The sequence below is a fragment of the Segatella copri genome, from assembly GCF_051861805.1.
Taxonomy (GTDB): domain Bacteria; phylum Bacteroidota; class Bacteroidia; order Bacteroidales; family Bacteroidaceae; genus Prevotella; species Prevotella copri_M.
In genome coordinates, this window is sequence record NZ_CP146520.1 from 714909 (window position 1) to 734789 (window position 19881).

General features: G+C 45.4%; 16 protein-coding genes. 6 read left to right on the forward strand and 10 right to left on the reverse strand.

Annotated elements, in window-relative coordinates:
- Nucleotides 1-2: 2 nt before the first annotated feature.
- A complete protein-coding gene (locus V8Z93_RS02685) occupies nt 3-689 on the reverse strand; it encodes a hypothetical protein (protein ID WP_439432320.1) in 687 nt (228 codons plus the stop codon).
- Nucleotides 690-923: 234 nt separating this feature from the next.
- Nucleotides 924-3686, reverse strand: a complete 2763-nt coding sequence (gene polA, locus V8Z93_RS02690) for a DNA polymerase I (protein ID WP_439432321.1) — start codon at nt 3684-3686, stop codon at nt 924-926.
- A 107-nt stretch (nt 3687-3793) separates the two neighbouring features.
- Between polA and V8Z93_RS02695 the strand changes: the two genes are divergently transcribed.
- Complete coding sequence (locus V8Z93_RS02695) at nt 3794-4771, forward strand: polyprenyl synthetase family protein (protein ID WP_203051762.1); 978 nt, start codon at nt 3794-3796, stop codon at nt 4769-4771.
- A 77-nt stretch (nt 4772-4848) separates the two neighbouring features.
- Here the strand turns inward: V8Z93_RS02695 and deoC are convergent, their stop codons facing one another.
- From deoC to mnmG, 6 genes are all read right to left on the reverse strand, one after another.
- On the reverse strand, nt 4849-5784 hold the full coding sequence (deoC, locus tag V8Z93_RS02700; protein WP_439432322.1) for a deoxyribose-phosphate aldolase: 936 nt from the start codon (nt 5782-5784) through the stop codon (nt 4849-4851).
- Between the two features lie 110 nt (nt 5785-5894).
- Complete coding sequence (locus V8Z93_RS02705) at nt 5895-6221, reverse strand: nucleotide pyrophosphohydrolase (RefSeq protein ID WP_203040370.1); 327 nt, start codon at nt 6219-6221, stop codon at nt 5895-5897.
- A 12-nt stretch (nt 6222-6233) separates the two neighbouring features.
- The gene (dtd, locus tag V8Z93_RS02710; RefSeq protein ID WP_203040372.1) at nt 6234-6686 is read right to left on the reverse strand and encodes a D-aminoacyl-tRNA deacylase; all 453 of its coding nucleotides are present in this window, start codon (nt 6684-6686) and stop codon (nt 6234-6236) included.
- Nucleotides 6687-6823: 137 nt separating this feature from the next.
- A complete protein-coding gene (gene uvrC, locus V8Z93_RS02715; protein ID WP_439432323.1) occupies nt 6824-8671 on the reverse strand; it encodes an excinuclease ABC subunit UvrC in 1848 nt (615 codons plus the stop codon).
- A 69-nt stretch (nt 8672-8740) separates the two neighbouring features.
- Nucleotides 8741-9271 (reverse strand): adenine phosphoribosyltransferase, encoded by a 531-nt coding sequence (locus tag V8Z93_RS02720; protein ID WP_203051766.1) that lies wholly within the window; start codon nt 9269-9271, stop codon nt 8741-8743.
- Nucleotides 9272-9486: 215 nt separating this feature from the next.
- Nucleotides 9487-11358, reverse strand: coding sequence for a tRNA uridine-5-carboxymethylaminomethyl(34) synthesis enzyme MnmG (gene mnmG, locus V8Z93_RS02725; RefSeq protein ID WP_439432324.1), 1872 nt, complete (start codon nt 11356-11358; stop codon nt 9487-9489).
- 233 nt (nt 11359-11591) lie between these two features.
- Here mnmG and V8Z93_RS02730 point away from each other — a divergent pair, with 233 nt between their 5' ends.
- The 5 genes from V8Z93_RS02730 (at nt 11592) to V8Z93_RS02750 (ending at nt 18687) form a co-directional block, all read left to right on the forward strand.
- Nucleotides 11592-12275 (forward strand): succinate dehydrogenase/fumarate reductase cytochrome b subunit, encoded by a 684-nt coding sequence (locus V8Z93_RS02730; RefSeq protein WP_203040376.1) that lies wholly within the window; start codon nt 11592-11594, stop codon nt 12273-12275.
- A gap of 32 nt (nt 12276-12307) precedes the next feature.
- Entirely contained in the window at nt 12308-14290 is a 1983-nt protein-coding gene (locus tag V8Z93_RS02735) for a fumarate reductase/succinate dehydrogenase flavoprotein subunit (RefSeq protein ID WP_117663575.1), read from the forward strand.
- A 15-nt stretch (nt 14291-14305) separates the two neighbouring features.
- Nucleotides 14306-15064 carry a succinate dehydrogenase/fumarate reductase iron-sulfur subunit gene (locus tag V8Z93_RS02740; protein WP_089543082.1) on the forward strand — a complete coding sequence of 253 codons (759 nt, stop codon included), beginning with the start codon at nt 14306-14308 and terminating at the stop codon, nt 15062-15064.
- 617 nt (nt 15065-15681) lie between these two features.
- Nucleotides 15682-17112, forward strand: a complete 1431-nt coding sequence (locus V8Z93_RS02745) for a class I SAM-dependent methyltransferase (protein ID WP_439432325.1) — start codon at nt 15682-15684, stop codon at nt 17110-17112.
- Nucleotides 17113-17316: 204 nt separating this feature from the next.
- Nucleotides 17317-18687 carry an ATP-binding protein gene (locus V8Z93_RS02750; RefSeq protein WP_439432326.1) on the forward strand — a complete coding sequence of 457 codons (1371 nt, stop codon included), beginning with the start codon at nt 17317-17319 and terminating at the stop codon, nt 18685-18687.
- Between the two features lie 297 nt (nt 18688-18984).
- Here the strand turns inward: V8Z93_RS02750 and V8Z93_RS02755 are convergent, their stop codons facing one another.
- Both V8Z93_RS02755 and V8Z93_RS02760 read right to left on the reverse strand, forming a co-directional pair.
- Nucleotides 18985-19143, reverse strand: coding sequence for a hypothetical protein (locus tag V8Z93_RS02755; protein WP_439432327.1), 159 nt, complete (start codon nt 19141-19143; stop codon nt 18985-18987).
- Between the two features lie 150 nt (nt 19144-19293).
- Entirely contained in the window at nt 19294-19878 is a 585-nt protein-coding gene (locus V8Z93_RS02760) for a Fic family protein (protein ID WP_439432328.1), read from the reverse strand.
- Nucleotides 19879-19881 lie beyond the last annotated feature (3 nt).

Sequence of the window (19881 nt, forward strand, 5' to 3'; positions counted from 1 at the left end):
ACTTATTTTGTTCCCAAAACGTTATCAAGTTTCTTGTGCAGCTCGCTGCTCTCGTTTTCGAGGCTCTGGCGGATAGCCTGCTTAGCTGCAGCCTTAGCCATCTCTCCGTTGTAAGCGATGCGTACCAGCACCTCCTTGTTCTTGTTCTTCAAGGTGCGGAAGCACTCTACCACGGTGATGGTTCTACCGATGCTCTGTACGATGAGGCTCTTGCTGGCCATGATACTCTTGGTCACGGTAACAGCTTCTTCCATAGCGAGCTGCTGTGTGGCAACAGAGTTGTCTACGAGAGCTGAAACCTCTGTCTGAATCTGTGCAGCCAGGTTCTGCTTAGCCAATTCTGTGGCCTGCATCTTGGCGCCATCATAGTTCTCGCCAATGCTCATGGCCTCGCCCATCAGGTACTTTGGGTACATAGACTCATCATACTCCATCTGCATGAGGTATGAATTGTCGAGCTGCTTCTCCAGTGGGAGAGCGCCTGGTGCTGTTTGCCAACCTTCCTTCTTCAATTTCTTAGCCTCTTTCTGTGCGGCTTTTGTTGCCTTTGCGTTAAGTTCAGCCTTAGATGCCTTTACAAGTTCTTTACGCTCTTTAAGTAAGTCCTTAGTGCTCTGTGCTTGAGCAGATACACTGATAGGTGCTGCCATGAGGCAAAGCAAACCTACTGAGAAAAATAGATGTTTCATAAGCTTGAAATTTATCATTATTATTATATTACTTTCTGTCCAAAGGCAGAGAATATGAATCTGGTATACTTGATGTATTGAGGTCCTTTTTTCTCTTTGATGCCTCTGCCTGATAGATTCTTGCGACAAATTTACAAAAAAAATAAGAAAGGAGGAACCTTTTACGTAAAAAAATGCTGCCAAAGGATAAAAAATATACCTTTTGCAGCATTTTTGTGTTTATTTTGTATTAAATTAATGCGCTTCAAGCCAGTTTTTGCCCCAACCGGCATCTGCCACCAGTGGCACGCTGAGCTTGTAGGCATTCTGCATTTCTTCTACCACAATCTTCTCCACCTGTTCTTTCTCTTCTGGATAGACGGAGAAGTTGAGCTCGTCGTGCACCTGAATGATCATCTTGCTCCTGATGCCTTCTTTTCTGAAGCGGTTGAAGATGCGTACCATCGCCACCTTGATGATGTCGGCCTCTGAACCCTGGATAGGGGCATTGATGGCATTGCGCTCGGCGAATCCTCTCACAGTGCCGTTCTTGCTGTTGATATCCGGCAGATAGCGGCGGCGGTGGAAGAGGGTTTCGGCGTATCCCTTGGCTCTTGCCATCTCCTTCGATTTCTCCATATAGGCCTGAACGCCTGGGAAGGTGCGGAAGTAATCTTCTATGATTTGCTTCGCCTCCTTGTTTTCGATGTTCATGCGTTGGGCAAGACCGAAGGTGGTGATACCGTAGATGATACCGAAGTTGGCTGTCTTTGCCTTCTTTCTCTGGGCATCGGTCACGTCCTTGATGTCTTCGTGCCAGATCTTGGCTGCTGTGGCGGCGTGGATATCCGAACCTTCGCGGAATGCCTCTACCATGTTGGCATCTTCGCTCAAGTGTGCCATGATGCGAAGCTCTATCTGTGAGTAATCCGCAGAAAAGAATAGACATCCTGGCTCTGGGATGAAACATCTTCTTATCTCCTTGCCATCGTCATCTCTCACAGGAATGTTCTGCAGGTTCGGATCGCTTGAAGAGAGACGGCCTGTGGCTGTGATGGCTTGGTTGAACGATGCGTGAATATGACCGGTTCGAGGGTTGATAAGCTTTGGAAGAGCATCGATATAGGTGCCAAGAAGCTTCTTCAATCCTCTGTAGTTCAATATCTCATCGATGATAGGACTCTTGCTGCGCAACTGCTGCAAAACCTCTTCGCTCGTTACATACTGTCCCGTCTTTGTTTTCTTCGGCTTTTCCACAATCTTCATCTTTCCGAAGAGAATTTCTCCTACTTGTCGAGGAGAAGAGATGTTGAAAGATTCGCCTGCCAACTCATAGATATGATGTTCGATTTCTGCGAGACGATTGGTAAGATTATTGGATGTCTCCTTCAATGTTTCTGTATCAATGCACACACCATTCATCTCCATGTGGGCAAGCACTGGTACCAATGGCATCTCTACATTCCAGAACAGATCCTCGCATTCTATCTCCTTGAGCTTCGGTTCGAGCACATTCTTCAATCTCAATGTGATGTCGGCATCCTCGGCTGCATACTCGTAAACTTCAGATGGGGCAAGGTCGCGCATCGACTTCTGGTTCTTGCCCTTCGGGCCTATCAGCTCTTCGATGTGAACAGTCTGGTAGTTGAGGAAGACTTCGGCGAGATAGTCCATGTTGTGATAAAGCTCTGGCTGGATGATGTAGTGGGCGAGCATTGTATCAAACATCTTTCCCTGTATCTCTACTCCGTAGTTCATCAACACCTCGTAATCGTACTTGATGTTTTGTCCCACTTTCAGGATTTCAGGGTTCTCGTAGAGCGGTTTGAATATGTTTACGAATTTTAAGGCTTCTTCACGATTTGCTGGAATTGCTACGTAGAATGCCTCCTTCTCCTCAACTGCAAAGCTCAAACCTACCAATTCTGCATCGATGGCAGAGGTAGAAGTGGTCTCTGTATCTAAACTGAGAATCTTCTTTGTAATTAAATAATCATAAAGATTACGTGCATCTTCTTCTGTTTCAATGAGTTTGTATGTATGATGAGTCGTTTTAATGGTCTCAAAACTCGTGTTTTTTTGCTCTTCCTGCCCATCTGCTGGCTGTGCGCCAAATAAATCGAGCTCTCCTGTAGGGTTTGTTTGCACCTTTTGAGGTTTTTTAAGAACTCGCTTGGCGAACGACTTAAACTCCAGTTCGGTGAAGATTTCGTCTAGTTTGGCGTTGTCTGGCTCAGTCAACTTCAAGTCGTCCATCTTCACATCCACAGGAACATCGGTTCTGATGGTAGCCAGGAACTTCGACATCTTGATATCTTCCACGGCACCTTCTACCTTTTCGCGAAGTTTGCCTTTCACTTTTGATGAGTTCTCAATCAATCCCTCAACACTTCCAAACTCCCCGATCAGTTTGATGGCAGTTTTCTCTCCAACGCCTGGACAGCCAGGGAAGTTGTCGGCAGAGTCACCCATCAGCGCCAAGAGGTCGATGACCTGGAGTGGGGAAGCGATGCTGTATTTTTCTTCAATCTCTTCAACTCCGAGTTTTTCGTACCCACCCCCATGGCGAGGTCGGAACATGAAAACATTGTCACGAACCAGCTGCGCATAGTCCTTGTCAGGAGTAAGCATATAGGTTTCGATACCCTTTTCTCCAGCTTTCAAGGCAACGGTTCCGATGATGTCATCAGCCTCGAAACCATCTACCTGAAGGATGGGAATATGGTATGCTTCGAGGATACTTTTGATGATAGGCACCGAGAGTTTGATGTCTTCCGGAGTCTCTTCTCGCTGAGCTTTGTAAGCAGGAAAAGCCTCATGGCGAAAGGTTTTGCCATGGTCGAAAGCCACCGCTATGTGGGTTGGCTTCTCCTTGGTAAGTATCTCGTTAAGGGTATTGCAGAAACCCATGACACATGAAGTATTAAGACCCTTCGAATTGATTCGAGGGGCTTTCATAAAGGCGTAATACGACCTATAAATGAGCGCATAAGCGTCTAAAAGGAACAATTTATCCATAATATTCATTTTTATGGTGTAAAATTACTAAAAAAATGCGATATTTCACGAATAATTCATTAATTTTGTATCAAATTTCAGAAATTAAGTAGGTTTAAACGAAAATAATGGACTATTTATCACTTATCAAACAACCAATTGAGGCAGATTTGGCAGATTTCGTAGATTTGTTCAACAAGTCTTTGATGCACAGTGACGGCCTCCTTTCCCAGGTGCTCGACCACATCCGTCAGCGCGCTGGAAAGCGCATGCGCCCTATACTCATCCTGCTGATGGCTCGTAATTTTGGAAAGGTTTCTAGCGTAACTCAACATTCTGCTGTTGGTTTGGAGCTTCTTCATACCGCTTCGCTGGTTCATGATGATGTGGTTGATGAGAGTGGCGAGCGTCGTGGACAGGCTAGTGTGAATGCTACCTATAATAATAAGGTAGCCGTACTTGTGGGCGACTATATTTTATCAACCGCTCTTCTTCATGTATCTTATTCTCATTCAGAAGAGATTGTTCGCTATCTGGCAGAGTTGGGCCGTACCTTGTCGAATGGTGAGATTCTCCAGTTGAATAGCATCAGCAATGAAGAAATATCAGAAGAGATTTATTATGAAGTAATTAATCAGAAAACTGCCGCTCTTTTCGAGGCTTGTGCAGGTATTGGTGCGTTATCGGCCAATGCTTCTGCCGTAGAGGTTACTGCTGCCAAGCGATTTGGCCAGAATCTCGGCATCATTTTCCAGATTCGTGATGATATCTTTGATTATTATGATTCCAAGGAGATTGGTAAGCCAACGGGCAACGATATGACGGAGGGTAAACTGACCCTGCCTGTTATCTATGCGCTCAAGTCAACGGGCGATGAAGAGATGATGAAGCTGGCGAGAAAGGTGAAATCCCGTGAGATTTCTCCAGAGGAAATCGCTCAGCTGGTGTCATTTACCAAGGAGAATGGCGGTATAGAATATGCTGATAAGCGTATGTGGGATTTCCATGCCGAGGCGATGAATTTCCTCGATACATACGTGGAGGATAGGGATGTATATAATGCCTTGAAGGCGTATTTGGATTTCGTAATAGAACGAAAAGCGTAATGAATAAAAAAGGGTTGATTCTCCGAGAGAATCAACCCTTTTTGCTTCTGTATCCTATTGATTATAACTTATTCCTTTTAGAAATACTTGATTTCCTTACCCAGGATTTCGCTCAAGAGGAGGTTGGTAAGGCGGGATGTGCCGAGGCGCAACCACTGGTTGGTCAGCCACTTTTCGCCCAAAACTTCCTTCACGATGGTGTAGTAAACCACTGCGTCGTGAACGGTATTGATGCCGCCGGCAGGCTTGAAACCAATCTGAATACCAGTCTTCTCGTAGTAAGCCTTGATGGCCTGGCACATCACGTAAGCAGCCTCTCGAGTAGCTGAAACCTTCTCCTTACCTGTAGAAGTCTTGATGTAATCAGAACCTGCATACATGGCAAGAACAGAAGCCTTCATGATGTTGCTGCAGTTCTTCAAGTCGCCTGTTTCCAGGATACACTTCATCTTGTGCTCGCCGCAGGTTTCCTTCAACTCCTGGATATCGTCGCAGAGACCCTCGTAATCCTCGCTGAAGAACTTGCCTACAGGCATTACGATATCAACCTCTGTTGCGCCATCCTTGATAGCCATGGCTGTCTCGGCAATCTTTACCTCGATAAATGTCTGAGAAGATGGGAAATTACCGCTTACAACGGCGATTTCTACGCCATCAACCTCCAGACTCTGACTGATAAGACCAGCGAAGTTAGGGTAGGTGCATACGGTTGCTACATGAGGAAGCTCAGGATAATCGTGGGCAAACTGGTTTACCTTTTCAATCATCTTCAGGATGCTTTCCTCTGTATCCTCTGTATGAAGAGATGTAAGTTCGATGCTACCGAAGAGGAACTTCTTCACCTCCATAGTCTCATTCTCTGCTACCTTCTCATCGAGAATCTTCTTCACTTCTGCTGCGATTTCCTCGTCGTTGAGGTCGCAATTATACTGTTTCAATACAGATAAATACTTGTCGTCCGACTCGCTATACTGTCCCTGCTGTGCAAGAACCTGTTCTTTAATACTGCTCATACTTAATGTTACTTTTTTAATTATTAAAGTTTAGTTATTTATATGATTCCCTCAATTTCGGGTATTTAACTTCCTCAATTTCGGTGTTTTATTTCCATTATTTCGGCGTTTTATTCCTTCAATTTCGGGTTGTTCTTATGTCTTTCAGCATCCCTTTGGGTCTTCTTGTCGATGCTTTTCTGGAGCTCTTCGGTAAGATCGATACCCGTTTGGTTAGCCAGACAGATGAGAACCCAGAGAACGTCAGCCATTTCCTCTCCTAGGTTAGGCTTTTCGCCCTTCTTGAAGCTCTGGTCGCCGTATGTTCGGGCGATGACACGAGCCAGTTCTCCTACTTCTTCCGTGAGACAAGCCATATTGGTAAGTTCGCTGAAATAGCGCACGCCATATTCCTTGATCCACTTATCTACTGCTTCCTGTGCTTCTTTTATTGTCATATTCTTATATTCTTATTCCTTATTATGGGTATCCATCATGATGGTAACCGGACCGTCATTCAGCAATTCTACCTTCATATCGGCACCAAATTCGCCTGTTCCTACAGGCTTTCCGAGTGCATCGGATAGCTTCTTGCAGAACTCTTCATAGAGCGGAACGCTGATTTCGTGCTTGGCTGCTCTGAGCCAGCTAGGACGGTTTCCCTTCTTGTAGCTGGCAAATAGGGTGAACTGGCTGATTACCAGAATCTCGCCATTTACATCCATAATGGAGCGGTTCATTACGTGATTCTCGTCGTCGAAAACACGAAGGCCGATAACCTTTCTTACCAACCAATCTACGTCTTCTGAAGTGTCGCTTTCCTCAACTCCGAGAAGAATCAGATAGCCCTGCTTGATGGCAGATTTCACTTCTCCTTCAATGGTTACAGAGGCATGGCCGACACGCTGTATTACTATTCTCATATTACTACTTTGAACTTTGAATGTTGAACATTGAACTTTATGAATAGCATTTTGCAGAATTCAGGGTTCTGTTCAATCCTTTATTATATTGTTTATTATATTATTATCTTATAGTTTCAACTGCAAATATACGACTTTTATTTCATATTCTCGCCTTTTTCGGCGAAATATTTCGCAAGAATTTCGGCTTTATGAGGGCCTAATACCTCGGCAAGCTGTTCCAGCGATGCTTCTTTTATCTTTTTCACGCTCTTAAACTTGCTCAGGAGCGCCTCTTTTGCCTTTGGTCCGATGCCTTTGATATCGTCTAATTCCGAATGCAGGGCATGCTTGCTGCGCTTGTCACGATGGAAGGTGATGGCGTATCTGTGTACTTCGTCCTGTATCTGCGTCAATACCTTGAAAAGCTCGCTCTCCGGCGGTAGAGCGATGGTTTGTGGCGGAAAACCGTAGAGGAGTTCGTTGGTGCGATGGCGGTCGTCCTTGGCAAGGCCTGCGATAGGGATTTCCAGGTGCAGTTCGTCTTCTATCACCTCTCTTACCACCTCCATCTGGCCCTTTCCACCATCGGTGATGATAAGGTCTGGCAGGGCAGTTTCTTCCTCTATCATGCGACTGTATCGGCGTCTTACCACCTCCTGCATCGAAGCATAGTCATCAGGTCCTTCCACCGTCTTGATGTTGTATTTTCTATAGTCCTTTCTTGATGGTTTCATACCTTTATATACTATACAACCAGCTACGGCATCGGTACCCGATATGTTGGAATTATCAAAGCATTCTATCTGGTAAGGCATCTTTGGAAGCTTCAGTTTCGTCTGCAATTCCTTCATCAATCGGGTTTGTTTCTGCTCCGGATTGAGCTTTTCTGCCTGCTTCAGACGGTCGAATTTATACTGCTTGCAGTTCATTTCCGAGAGCTCCAGAAGGTGCTTTTTGTCGCCCCTCTGAGGCACGAAGAAGATGGCATCTTTCAGTTTCCATTCCATCTCGAAAGGCACGATAATCTCTTTCGAAGTAGAGTGGAAACGCTCTCTGATTTCCGGTATGGCGGTAATCAGAAGTTCCTCGTCGCTCTCCTCCAGCTTGCGCTTATACTCGTAGGTGAAGCTCTGGTTGATAGTGCCGTTTTTTACGTGAATATAGTTGATGAAAGCATTCTTCATGGCGTCATCATTCACGATGGTGAAGACATCTACATCGGTAATAGTATGGCTTACCACCTCGCTTTTTGCCTCAAATTCGTCCAGCAACTGGTACTTCTTCTTGTATTCTTCGGCTATTTCGAAGCGCAGAAGTTCGGCATTTTTCATCATCAAATCATAGAGATATTTGCTCACTTCGCGGGTGTTTCCCTTCAGAATTTCACGTGCCTGGCGCATGTTTTCCTGGTACTCCTCGTAGCTCTGCTTGTTGATACAAGGGGCACCACAGTTGTGAATATGGTACTCCAGACAGGGCTTGTATTTGCCTTCCGCCACGCCTTCTTTGGTGATAGGAAACCGGCAAGTGCGGGGTTTATACAGCTTCTTGATGACCTCCAGAACGGCATACATGCTGCCCACATGAGGGTAAGGACCGAAGAAAGTTCCCACCTTTTTATTGATGTTTCGGGTCTTGAAAATGCGGGGAAAATACTCGTTCGTAACGCATATAGAAGGGTAGGTTTTGCCGTCTTTCAGCAAAACATTATACCTTGGATTATACTTTTTTATGAGGCTGTTTTCTAGCAAAAGGGCATCTTCCTCGGTGTTTACAACGGTATAAGAGATGTCGAAAATTTTAGAAACAAGCACCTTTGTCTTGTATCTATCCACCTCTTTATGGAAGTAAGAAGACACTCTTCTCTTCAGGTTTTTCGCCTTTCCCACGTATATAATCGTATGGTTTTCGTCGTAGTATTGATAGCTTCCTGGCTTCTCCGGCATGCTCAAAACTATGTTTTTCAGCCTTGCCAATCGCTCCTCATTTTCTTGTTTCGTCATCTTGTTATGGGTTAAAAATAGGGTAAAATAGCGTTGCGGTTTCACGTGAAACTGCAACGCTAAATGGGATTACAACTGCAATAAAGTTGATACTTCTACGTCGTCATCGAAGATTTTTCTACCTTCGAAATTCTCGTTTACGAGCTCGATAATGAAGTTGGCATACACCTTCTTCGGGTGGAATTTTTTCACCAGATCGCATGCAGCCTTCATGGTTCCGCCGGTGGCGAGAAGGTCGTCGTGGAGGAGGATTACGTCGTTCTCGTTGATGGCATCTTCGTGGATTTCGATGGTGTCGATGCCATACTCTTTGGCGTAGCTAGCCTGCACGGTTTTGCATGGCAGCTTACCTGGCTTGCGGCACAAAACTACGCCTGCTCCGAGGCGAATGGCGAGTGCCGAAGACATTACAAAACCGCGAGATTCGATGCCTACAATCTTGGTAATTCCCTTGTCTTTGTAGATCTCATACATCTCGTCGCAGATCTCCTTGAGAGATGCAGGATTCTTGAAAAGGGTACTCACGTCACGGAAGTTTACACCCTTGATAGGCCAATCTGGAATGCAACGCAGATTGTCTAATAATAGCTGATTGTTCATTACTTATTTACTATAAAATTAATACTATATTTCTTCTTTCTTCGCTTTTGTTCCACGAAAATGCTGAAGTTTTACTTTAGCCACAATTTACTTGATGCAAAAGAATCTAAGTTCTTTAATATCAAATGTTTTATGTTTTGTGGGTTTCACGTGAAACATTCTGCGATATCCTTTGTTTCGCACTCTTTTGCGGTGAAACAGCCGATGTTTCCGGCTTATCTTCCCATCAGCACGAGCATCACGTTGATGTCGCTTGGCGAAACGCCCGGAATGCGGCTTGCCTGGGCCAGAGTTTCAGGGTCGATGCGTTCGAGCTTTTGGCGTCCCTCGGTAGAGATTTCGTGAATCTCCGAGTACTTGAATCTTCCCTTGATTCTGATGTTCTCCAGACGGTGCATCTTGTCGGCGATGAGTCGCTCGCGGTCGATGTAACCCTTGTACTTCATATTGATTTCCGCCGCCTCTGCAATCTCTTCCTTGCGGTTTGCCGGTGCTTCCATCGCTGCCTTCAGGTCGGGGATAATCTCCGAGAGGTTCTGAAGGTTCAGATGCGGACGGGCTACGAGGTCGATGAGCTTGCAGCCGGCACGCAGCGGAGTGGTGCCGAGCGCTTCGAGCTTCGGATTGATCTCTTCCTTCTTGATAGGATAGTTGGCGCAGAAGTCGATGATTCTTTCGATGGCTTCCTTCTTCTCCAACCACCAGTCGTAACGGTCGCGCTTGGCAATGCCCAGCTCGTATGCCTTCTCGGTGAGTCGGGCATCAGCATCGTCTTGTCTCAGCAGGATGCGATACTCGGCTCTTGAGGTGAACATTCGGTAAGGTTCATCCACGCCCTTTGTGGTGAGGTCATCGATGAGCACGCCGATGTAGCTCTCGTCTCGTTTCATCTCGAAAGTCTTGTCGCCCGTGCAGTGGAGGGCGGCGTTGATTCCGGCAACGGTGCCCTGACCGCCTGCCTCCTCGTAACCGGTGGTTCCGTTCACCTGTCCGGCAAAGAAGAGACCCTTGATGATTTTCGACTCCAGCGTATGCTTCAGTTGGGTAGGGTCGAAGTAATCGTACTCGATGGCGTAACCTGGTCGGTAGATCTTCGCATCTCTCAGAGCCGGGATTTCGTGCAGTGCCTTCAGCTGGATGTCCATCGGCATGCTCGAAGAAAATCCGTTCAGGTACATCTCGTTCGTATCTTCGCCTTCCGGCTCCAGGAAGAGCGGATGCTGCTGCTTGTCGGGGAAGGTGACGAGCTTGGTTTCTATGCTCGGGCAGTAGCGGGGACCGGTGCTCTGGATCTGACCATTATATAAAGGTGAATCGTCGAGCCCGCTTTTCAGAATCTCGTGTACTTTATTATTGGTGTAGCAAGTCCAGCAAGGAAGTTGCTTCAGCACACGATGGTTGCCCATGTATGAGAACTGATGGAAGTCGATGTCGCCCGGCTGCTCCTCCATGTCTTCGAAGTGAACGCTTCGCTTGTCGATGCGCACCGGTGTTCCCGTTTTCATTCTTGCCGATGTGATTCCCCATCGGGTGATGCTCTCGGTGAAGTGGTGCACGGCTGGTTCTGCACATCTTCCACCTTCCACCATCTTTCTTCCCACGTGCATCAGTCCGTTCAGGAAAGTGCCGGCAGTGATGATGATGCTCTTGGCGTAGAACTCGGCTCCCCAGATGGTGCGCACGCCGATGGCCTCGCCGTTGGCAACGAGCAGTTCGTCGGCCTGGTCTTGCCAGATGTCGAGATGGTCGGTGTGGTCGAGGATGGATCTCCATTCCCAGATGAACTTGCCGCGGTCGCATTGGGCACGTGGGCTCCATACGGCAGGTCCCTTACCGATGTTGAGCATTCTAAACTGTATGGCGGTTTTGTCGGTCACGATACCCATCTGTCCGCCCAGTGCGTCAATCTCCCGTACAATCTGTCCCTTTGCAATTCCTCCGATGGCAGGATTGCAACTCATCTGACCAATCTTGTTCATGTCCATCGTTATCAGACAGGTGTCGGCACCCATGTTTGCAGCGGCCGCAGCGGCCTCGCATCCGGCGTGTCCTCCACCTATAACGATTACGTCATAATTGAAGTTCATAATCTCTATTTAATCTATATTTTTTCTAATTTTCGGCAAAAGTAAGAAATTAAATTGAAATTTTAGCAAAAATACTTTGATAAATCATTAAAATATAGTAATTTTGCAGCTGACTTGCGGAAATATACCTAAAAATGAGGATTGCAGAATGCCTAAAAGTAGGTATCGCAGGCACTTGATGAAGGAAATATTAAATAGTTTCAAACAGTTAAATAATTTAAATTCAATCATTTATGTGGTTAATCAATTCATCTATTGGTAGAAAGGTAGTGATGTCAGTAACTGGTATCGCACTTATTCTATTCTTGACATTCCACGGTTGCATGAATGTGGTTGCGCTTTTCTCTGGAGAAGCTTACAACACAATCTGCGAGTTGTTGGGTGCTAACTGGTACGCCGTAGTTGCAACATTAGGTTTGGCAGCTTTGGCAGTTTGTCACATCGTTTACGCTTTCATTCTGACAGCACAGAACCGTCGTGCTCGCGGAAATCAGCGTTACGAGGTAACTTCAAAGCCAGAGAAGGTAGAGTGGGCTAGCCAGAACATGTTGGTGCTTGGTATCATCATCGTTCTCGGTTTGTTGCTTCACCTCTTCAACTTCTGGTACAACATGATGTTTGCAGAGCTTTTGGGTACAAGCTTCGGTCACAGCCCAGCAGACGGCTTCGCTTTCATCCAGGACACCTTCGCTAACCCTGTGTTCGTAGTTCTCTACATCATCTGGTTGGTAGCTCTTTGGTTCCACCTCACTCACGGTTTCTGGAGTGCTATTCAGACTCTCGGTTGGAACGGTAAGACTTGGTTCTGCCGTTGGAAGACTATTGGTATGATTTACTCTACCATCCTGCTTCTCCTCTTCATCGTTGTCGTATTGGCATTCGCTTTCGGTTGCGCTCCATCTTTGTGCTGCGCATAATTCGTGTAATCATTTAAGTATTAAAAAAGATTATGGCAAAAACATTAAATTCTAGAATACCTGAAGGACCAGTAGCTGAGAAATGGACCAACTATAAGGCTCACCAGCGTTTGGTTAACCCAAAGAATAAGTTAAAGCTCGACGTTATCGTCGTAGGTACAGGTTTGGCAGGTGCTTCTGCAGCTGCTTCTCTTGGCGAGATGGGCTTCAACATCTTGAACTTCTGCATCCAGGACTCTCCACGTCGTGCTCACTCTATCGCTGCACAGGGTGGTATCAATGCAGCTAAGAATTATCAGAATGATGGTGACTCTGTTTACCGTCTGTTCTACGATACAGTAAAGGGTGGTGACTACCGTGCTCGTGAGGCTAACGTTTACCGTTTGGCTGAGGTGAGCAACGACATCATCGACCAGTGCGTAGCTCAGGGCGTTCCTTTCGCTCGTGAGTACGGTGGTATGCTGGCTAACCGTTCTTTCGGTGGTGCTCAGGTATCTCGTACATTCTATGCTAAGGGTCAGACAGGTCAGCAGCTCCTCCTCGGTGCTTACTCTTCTTTGAGCCGCATGGTTGAGGCAGGTAAGGTAAAGCTCTTCACCCGTTACGAGATGGAGGATGTAGTTATCGTTGACGGTCACGCTCGTGGTATCATCGCCAAGAATTTGATCACAGGTAAGTTGGAGCGTTTCTCTGCCAACGCCGTAGTTATCGCTACCGGTGGTTATGGTAACGCTTACTTCCTTTCTACAAACGCTATGGGTTGTAACTGTACAGCAGCTATCCAGTGCTACCGCAAGGGTGCAGACTTCGCTAACCCATCTTACGTTCAGATTCACCCTACATGTATCCCTGTTCACGGTACAAACCAGAGTAAGTTGACTTTGATGTCAGAGTCACTCCGTAACGATGGTCGTATCTGGGTTCCTAAGAAGATTGAGGATGCCAAGGCATTGCAGGCAGGTACAAAGAAGGGTTCTGATATTCCTGAGGAAGACCGCGACTACTACTTGGAGCGCCGTTACCCAGCATTCGGTAACCTGGTTCCTCGTGACGTGGCTTCTCGTGCAGCTAAGGAGCGTTGCGACAAGGGCTTCGGTGTCAACAACACAGGTCTTGCCGTATTCCTCGACTTCTCTGAGTCTATCAACCGTCTCGGTATCGACGTTATCCTTCAGCGTTATGGCAACCTCTTCGATATGTATGAGGAGATTACCGACGTTAACCCAGGTGAGTTGGCTAACGAGATTAACGGCGTGAAGTACTACAACCCAATGATGATCTTCCCTGCTATCCACTATACAATGGGTGGTATCTGGGTTGACTACGAGTTGATGACCACTATCCCAGGTCTCTTCGCTATTGGTGAGTGTAACTTCTCTGACCATGGTGCTAACCGTTTGGGTGCATCTGCTTTGATGCAGGGTTTGGCTGACGGTTACTTCGTATTGCCATACACTATCCAGAACTACTTGGCCGACCAGGCATTGTGGCCAAAGCTCTCTACCGATCTCCCAGAGTTCGCAGAGGCAGAGGCAGGTGTTCAGAAGGAAATCGACCGCCTGATGGGTATCCAGGGCAAGCGCTCTGTAGATTCTATCCACAAGGAGTTGGGTCACATCCTTTGGGAGCACGTAGGTATGGGTCGTACCAAGGAAGGTCTTGAGGAAGGCTTGAAGAAGATGAAGGCTCTCCGCGAGGAATTCAACAAGAACCTCTTCATCCCTGGCAAGAAGGAAGGCTTGAACGTAGAGTTGGATAAGGCTATCCACTTGCGTGACTTCATCTTGATGGGCGAGTTGATCGCTTACGATGCATTGCACCGCAACGAGAGCTGTGGTGGTCACTTCCGTGAGGAGTACCAGACAGAGGAAGGCGAGGCTAAGCGTGATGACGAGAACTTCTTCTACGTAGGTTGCTGGGAGTATCAGGGCAACGATACAACTGCTCCAGTGCTCAACAAGGAACCTCTCGAGTATGAGGCAATTAAGGTACAGACAAGAAATTACAAGAATTAAAAAGCGAACAAGACAATGGCAAGAAATATAAGTTTCACAGTTAAGTATTGGAAGCAGGACGGCCCTACAGCACAGGGTCACTTCGATACACACGAGATGAAGAACATCCCAGATGATACCTCATTCCTCGAGATGCTCGACATCTTGAACGAGGAGCTCATCGAGTCAGGTCAGGAGCCTTTCGTCTTCGACCACGACTGCCGCGAGGGTATCTGCGGTATGTGCTCTCTCTATATTAATGGTACACCTCATGGTAAGACTGAGCGTGGTGCTACAACATGTCAGCTCTACATGCGTCGTTTCAACGATGGTGACGTTATCACCGTTGAGCCTTGGCGTTCTGCTGGTTTCCCTATCATCAAGGACTGTATGGTTGACCGTTCAGCATTCGACAAGATCATCCAGGCAGGTGGTTACACCAGCATCCGTACAGGTCAGGCTCAGGATGCCAACGCTATCCTGATTCCTAAGGAGAATGCAGACGAGGCAATGGATTGCGCTACATGTATCGGTTGTGGTGCTTGTGTTGCAGCATGTAAGAATGGTTCTGCCATGCTCTTCGTCAGCTCAAAGGTTAGCCAGTTGGCACTTCTCCCACAGGGTCGTGTAGAGGCTGCTACCCGTGCTAAGAAGATGATTGCACGCATGGATGAGCTCGGATTCGGTAACTGTACAAACACTCGTGCTTGCGAGGCTGTTTGTCCTAAGAACGAGTCTATTGCTAACATCGCCCGCTTGAACCGTGAGTTCTTGAAGGCTAAGTTGGCTGACTAATCCATCGCATAGATTAAGGATTCAGAATATTCTTCTGCATTCATTCTGCTTTTCTTGCAGATTTGCTGAGTGCGGGAGAATTTTCCCAAAACTACTTCACACTACACTCTTTGGGGGGTAAGTGGTTGAAGTATAAGAAGTTGAGTGAGTGTAGTGTGCCCTTTGACACTTCACTCACTCTTCACTTTTTAAGGGCACACTACACTTCTGAAATTTTTAGCGAGTGAAGTGTGTGTGTAGTGTGAGTGTAGTGTGCAGATGAGTATTGCACTCCTTTTATTTGTTGATAATCAAGATGTTATGGAATAAGAGTGTAGTGTGTAGTCTATTTACTCAATCCTTTCTATACGCTTCTGCTTTTTCGTTCGTCCCTTTTAAATTTTTCTTTGTTCTTTTTGATTTTCGTTCGTTCTCTTTTTGATTTGTGCCTTTGGATGGCAAATTATTGCCCTGGCAAGGGCAATCTTTTGCCATAGTGAGGCAAAAAGCGGTGTGTGGTGCTTTAAAACAGGATCTTGGGTAAGATATTTCCTTATTTATTTTGTATTCTCATCAGAATATCGTAATTTTGCGTTTATTATTGAATAGTAGTTACAGAAAAGAGAAGTTACAGAAAAGTGAAGTTACAGAAAAGTGAAGTTACGGAAATGATGAACCAGGCAACACAAGATTTTATTCGCCAGCACCAGGATGAGGATGTCCGCCAGTTGGCTTTTCTCGGAAGCAAGAATCCGGAAGTAGATATGCCTTTCGCCCTCGACCAGATTCGCGGGCGAAAGATGGCTCGTGCCAAGTTGCCCCGTTGGGCGAACATTGATGGCATCATCTATCCCCCTCATATTTCGATGGAGCAATGCTCCTCAGAATCCACTGCACTTTATAAGGCTGAATTGGCAGTGAGACTGCTCGGCTTGCCAGTTTCTTCATCAGAAAATGAAAAAGCAGCAGGAAACGCTTCAGATTCTCACTTTTCTAAAATTTGCGAATTTGTGAGCGAAAGGGCGGTTGATTCAGAATTCGCCAAAAATGAAGGCACTTTTGAAAAGAAACAGATATTAACGGAATCAGAAGATAATGTTAATGAAGTAAAAAACGAAACTGGTCAGGAAGATTTTTCTGAAGAAATAGAGTTTGTAGACCTGACAGGCGGCTTTGGGGTAGATTTCTCTTACATCGCTTCCCGATTGGGATTGAGTTCGATGTATGTGGAGCGTCAGGCTCATCTCTGTGAGGCGGCAAAGGAGAACTTCGAGCGCTTGGGCTTGAAGAACGCCATCGTGAAGAATGAGGATGGAATAGAAGTGCTTCATTCGTTAAAGGAATTAAAGTTAATCTTCATAGATCCCGCCCGTAGAGACGATGCGGGCAACAAGGTGGTATCCTTGAAGGATTGCACACCCGATGTCACCGTTTTGCAAGAAGAGATGCTTTTGAAGGCAGATTACGTTATCATCAAACTCTCTCCGATGCTCGACTGGCACCGTGCTATAAGCGAATTAAGCCACGTAAGAGAGGTTCATATCATCTCCGTGAACAATGAGTGCAAGGAGCTTCTTTTAGTGCTGTCAGCGCGAAATATGGGCGAAAATCTCCGTATTTATTGCGTCAATGATGCGCAATGCTTCGTCAGCGACGAGTTGGATATGGAGTCTTCTTCGGTGAAGATAGCCCCATCCCCCCTTGAAGAGATGCTGTATCTTTACGAGCCGAATGCCTCGTTGATGAAAGCCGGCTGTTTCGGTGTTCTTTCCGAGCGATATGATGCAAGGATGCTTTCCAAGAACAGTCATCTTTTCGTGAGCCGTGAGCCTATCGCCGCCTTCCCGGGCAGAAGTTTCCGCATCATCGCCGTATCCTCCTTTAATAAAAAGGAGTTGAAGCACCATCTTGCCGGAATCACCAAGGCGAACATCGCTACCCGCAATTTCCCTCTTTCCGTGGCAGAATTGCGCAAGCGATTGAAACTGAAGGATGGTGGCGAAATCTATATCTTCGCCACCACACTGAGTGACGAAAGCCATGTGCTGGTAATAACGGAGAAAGCTTAGAATAGGTATAATATTGGGGCTTTATGATGTTTTAAAAGGTTAAAAACTTAAAGAAATGCAGGAAAAATCCTTTGATTTTCTCGAAAATGTGTATATTTGCAACATTGAAAATCTCGAAAATGTGTAAAAAAGCAGTTTCGAAAACCTCGAAAATGTGTAAAAATGCAGTTTTGAAAATCTCGAAAATGTGTAAATTGTAATGGTATGAAAAGGAAAATTTATCAGCAACTGCTTGATTGGAAGCAAAATAGGCGAGGTAACGTGGCTCTCTTGATAGAGGGCGCACGACGTATCGGAAAGAGTTATATTGTTGAGAAGTTTGCTCAAACCGAATATGACTCTTATCTTCTTGTGGATTTTAGCAGGGTGAATCCTAAGGTTATAGAGTTCTTTGAACTATATATGGATGATATAGATATGCTTCTAGCCAGTTTGGAGTTGTATGGCAAGAAAAAGCTGACACCTCGAAAAAATGCAGATGAGGAAGCGCATTCGCTCGTAATTTTTGATGAGATACAGTTTTGCCCAAGAGCCAGAGCTGCCATCAAGCATCTTGTGGCAGATCGTCGCTATGACTACATAGAGACAGGGTCGCTTATTTCCATCAAGAAAAACGTGAAAGACATCATGTTGCCTTCCGAGGAACATGCCATCGAAATGTTTCCGATGGATTTTGAGGAATTCTTATGGGCTATGGGCGATGAGATGATGATGCCGTATATTCAAAATCAGTTTGCTAAGCAGCAACCTATGGGGGGCTTTCATCGTCGGGCACTGGATTATTTCCGTAAATATATGATTGTGGGCGGAATGCCACAGGCTGTACAAACCTACGTGGAAACAGGTGATTTCGATCAGGTAGATGAGAGAAAGCGAGACATATTGGGGCTTTATCGTAATGATATTCGGAAGTATGCCGATAATCAGGAGACAAAAGTTGCAGCTATCTTTGATGAGATTCCAGGCCAGTTGCAGAAGCATGAGAAAAAGTTTAAGCTAGCAGATTTGCAGTTGGAGGCCCGTATGCGAGATTATTCTGAGGCATTCTTTTGGCTTTCGGATGCTAAAATCATCAACTGCTGCTATAATTCTACGGAGCCTAGCATTGGACTTAAACTCAATGAAGAGAGAACAACTTTGAAGTGTTATATGGGTGATACTGGGTTGTTGATAAGTCATGCGTTTGATGAGAGGGGTATTGTTACGACTGAGCTATATCAGAAATTGATGTTTGATAAGCTAGAGGTGAATGAAGGTATGTTGGTAGAGAATATTGTGGCCCAGATGTTGAGGGCTGCTGGTCACAAACTCTATTTCTTCAGTAAGCCTTCTGCCAAGGAAGTAGAAGACCGTATGGAGATAGATTTTCTGATTTCTAAGCCTACGGTTACAAGCCGTCATAATATCTCTCCGATAGAAGTAAAGTCGGGGAAGAAGTACACGCTTACCTCTCTTACCAAGTGTATCAATAAATATGGCAAACAGTTGGCTACTCCTTATGTCCTTCACGATAAGGATTTGAAGATAGAAGATGGAATCGTCTATTTACCATTGTATATGACTCCTTTGTTGTAGGGCAACGAAGCCTATATTTTCGCTTTTTCTATTGACAAAGGAAGAGTTTGAAAATTTGATGTCGCAATTTGCGACATCAAATTTTTGTAGTTATGGGGGCGAGGAAAATCAAGCTGTACAACTAAATGGTGCGTAGTTGTACGATTAAAGGGTTTATAGTCGTACGACCAAAGGGTTTATAGTCGTACAACTAAAGAGTATATAGTTGTACGATTAAAGGGTGTTGTCACTAGGCTCAGCAGACTTGCTGACTACAGTGGGCAGACCTGCTGACTAGGCTCAGCAGCTCTGCTGAGCCTAGTGAGAATCTTCTAGAAACAGTCTCTCTGCACTTTTTTCTCCTATTTCAACACCTTCTTCTGTCTTATTTTCAAGCTGTTGTAATTGGTTCGCCAATGGCGAACCAATTGAAAGGCATTGCCATTCCTCATAGAAGATACGCATTTTCTTTAACATACTAAGGGAAACCTTGAAACCAGACCCATATTCCATTTCACAGGAAAGAGAATAGAGGCACATATCCGTATTTGAGAATTTGAAGCACTTGATACAGAAATAGAAATGACAAAGGCAGTAGAACAAATCACCACAGCCTTTGTTCTTTCTCTATTTCAATAATACCTTGCCTTTTTCTGTAAGCAAATATTTTTGCTTTGGACTCTTTGGCTGCTCAGGATATTTCATAGAAATGAATCCATCCTCCAAAGCTGGATTAAGATAAATCCTCAAGAAATTAACCCTATCCTTCAAATTCAAGAGTGACATGATTTCTTTTACTGAATATTCATTGGTATTAACAACAGAAATCAGCTCCTGAACAAATTTTGTAGCTTGTTGGGTGTTTACCACACTGCTCCTATTATACTTAAACACGACCCACACAAAATTACCATCAGTATTGAATTCTGGAGCAGGCAAGCCTACACGTTTGCATTCATCGACCATTGTACCTATTCTACGTCCCCAACTCTCCAATATCTTGCTCTTATAGAGTACGTTGGTGATAATTGGATTCTGTGGTTTTGAATCATGTTCTTGCATCAGTTTGCCTTTTCTAAGATGGAAGACTTCAAGCCAGAGGAACTTGTTGCAAAAATCAACGAAGTATTTTGAAAAGTCAATTTGGAATTCAAGTTTAAAAACGAAGAGAATGGTGTGTTTGGGCGCAATAAGTCTTCTTTGTGTGCCCAAACA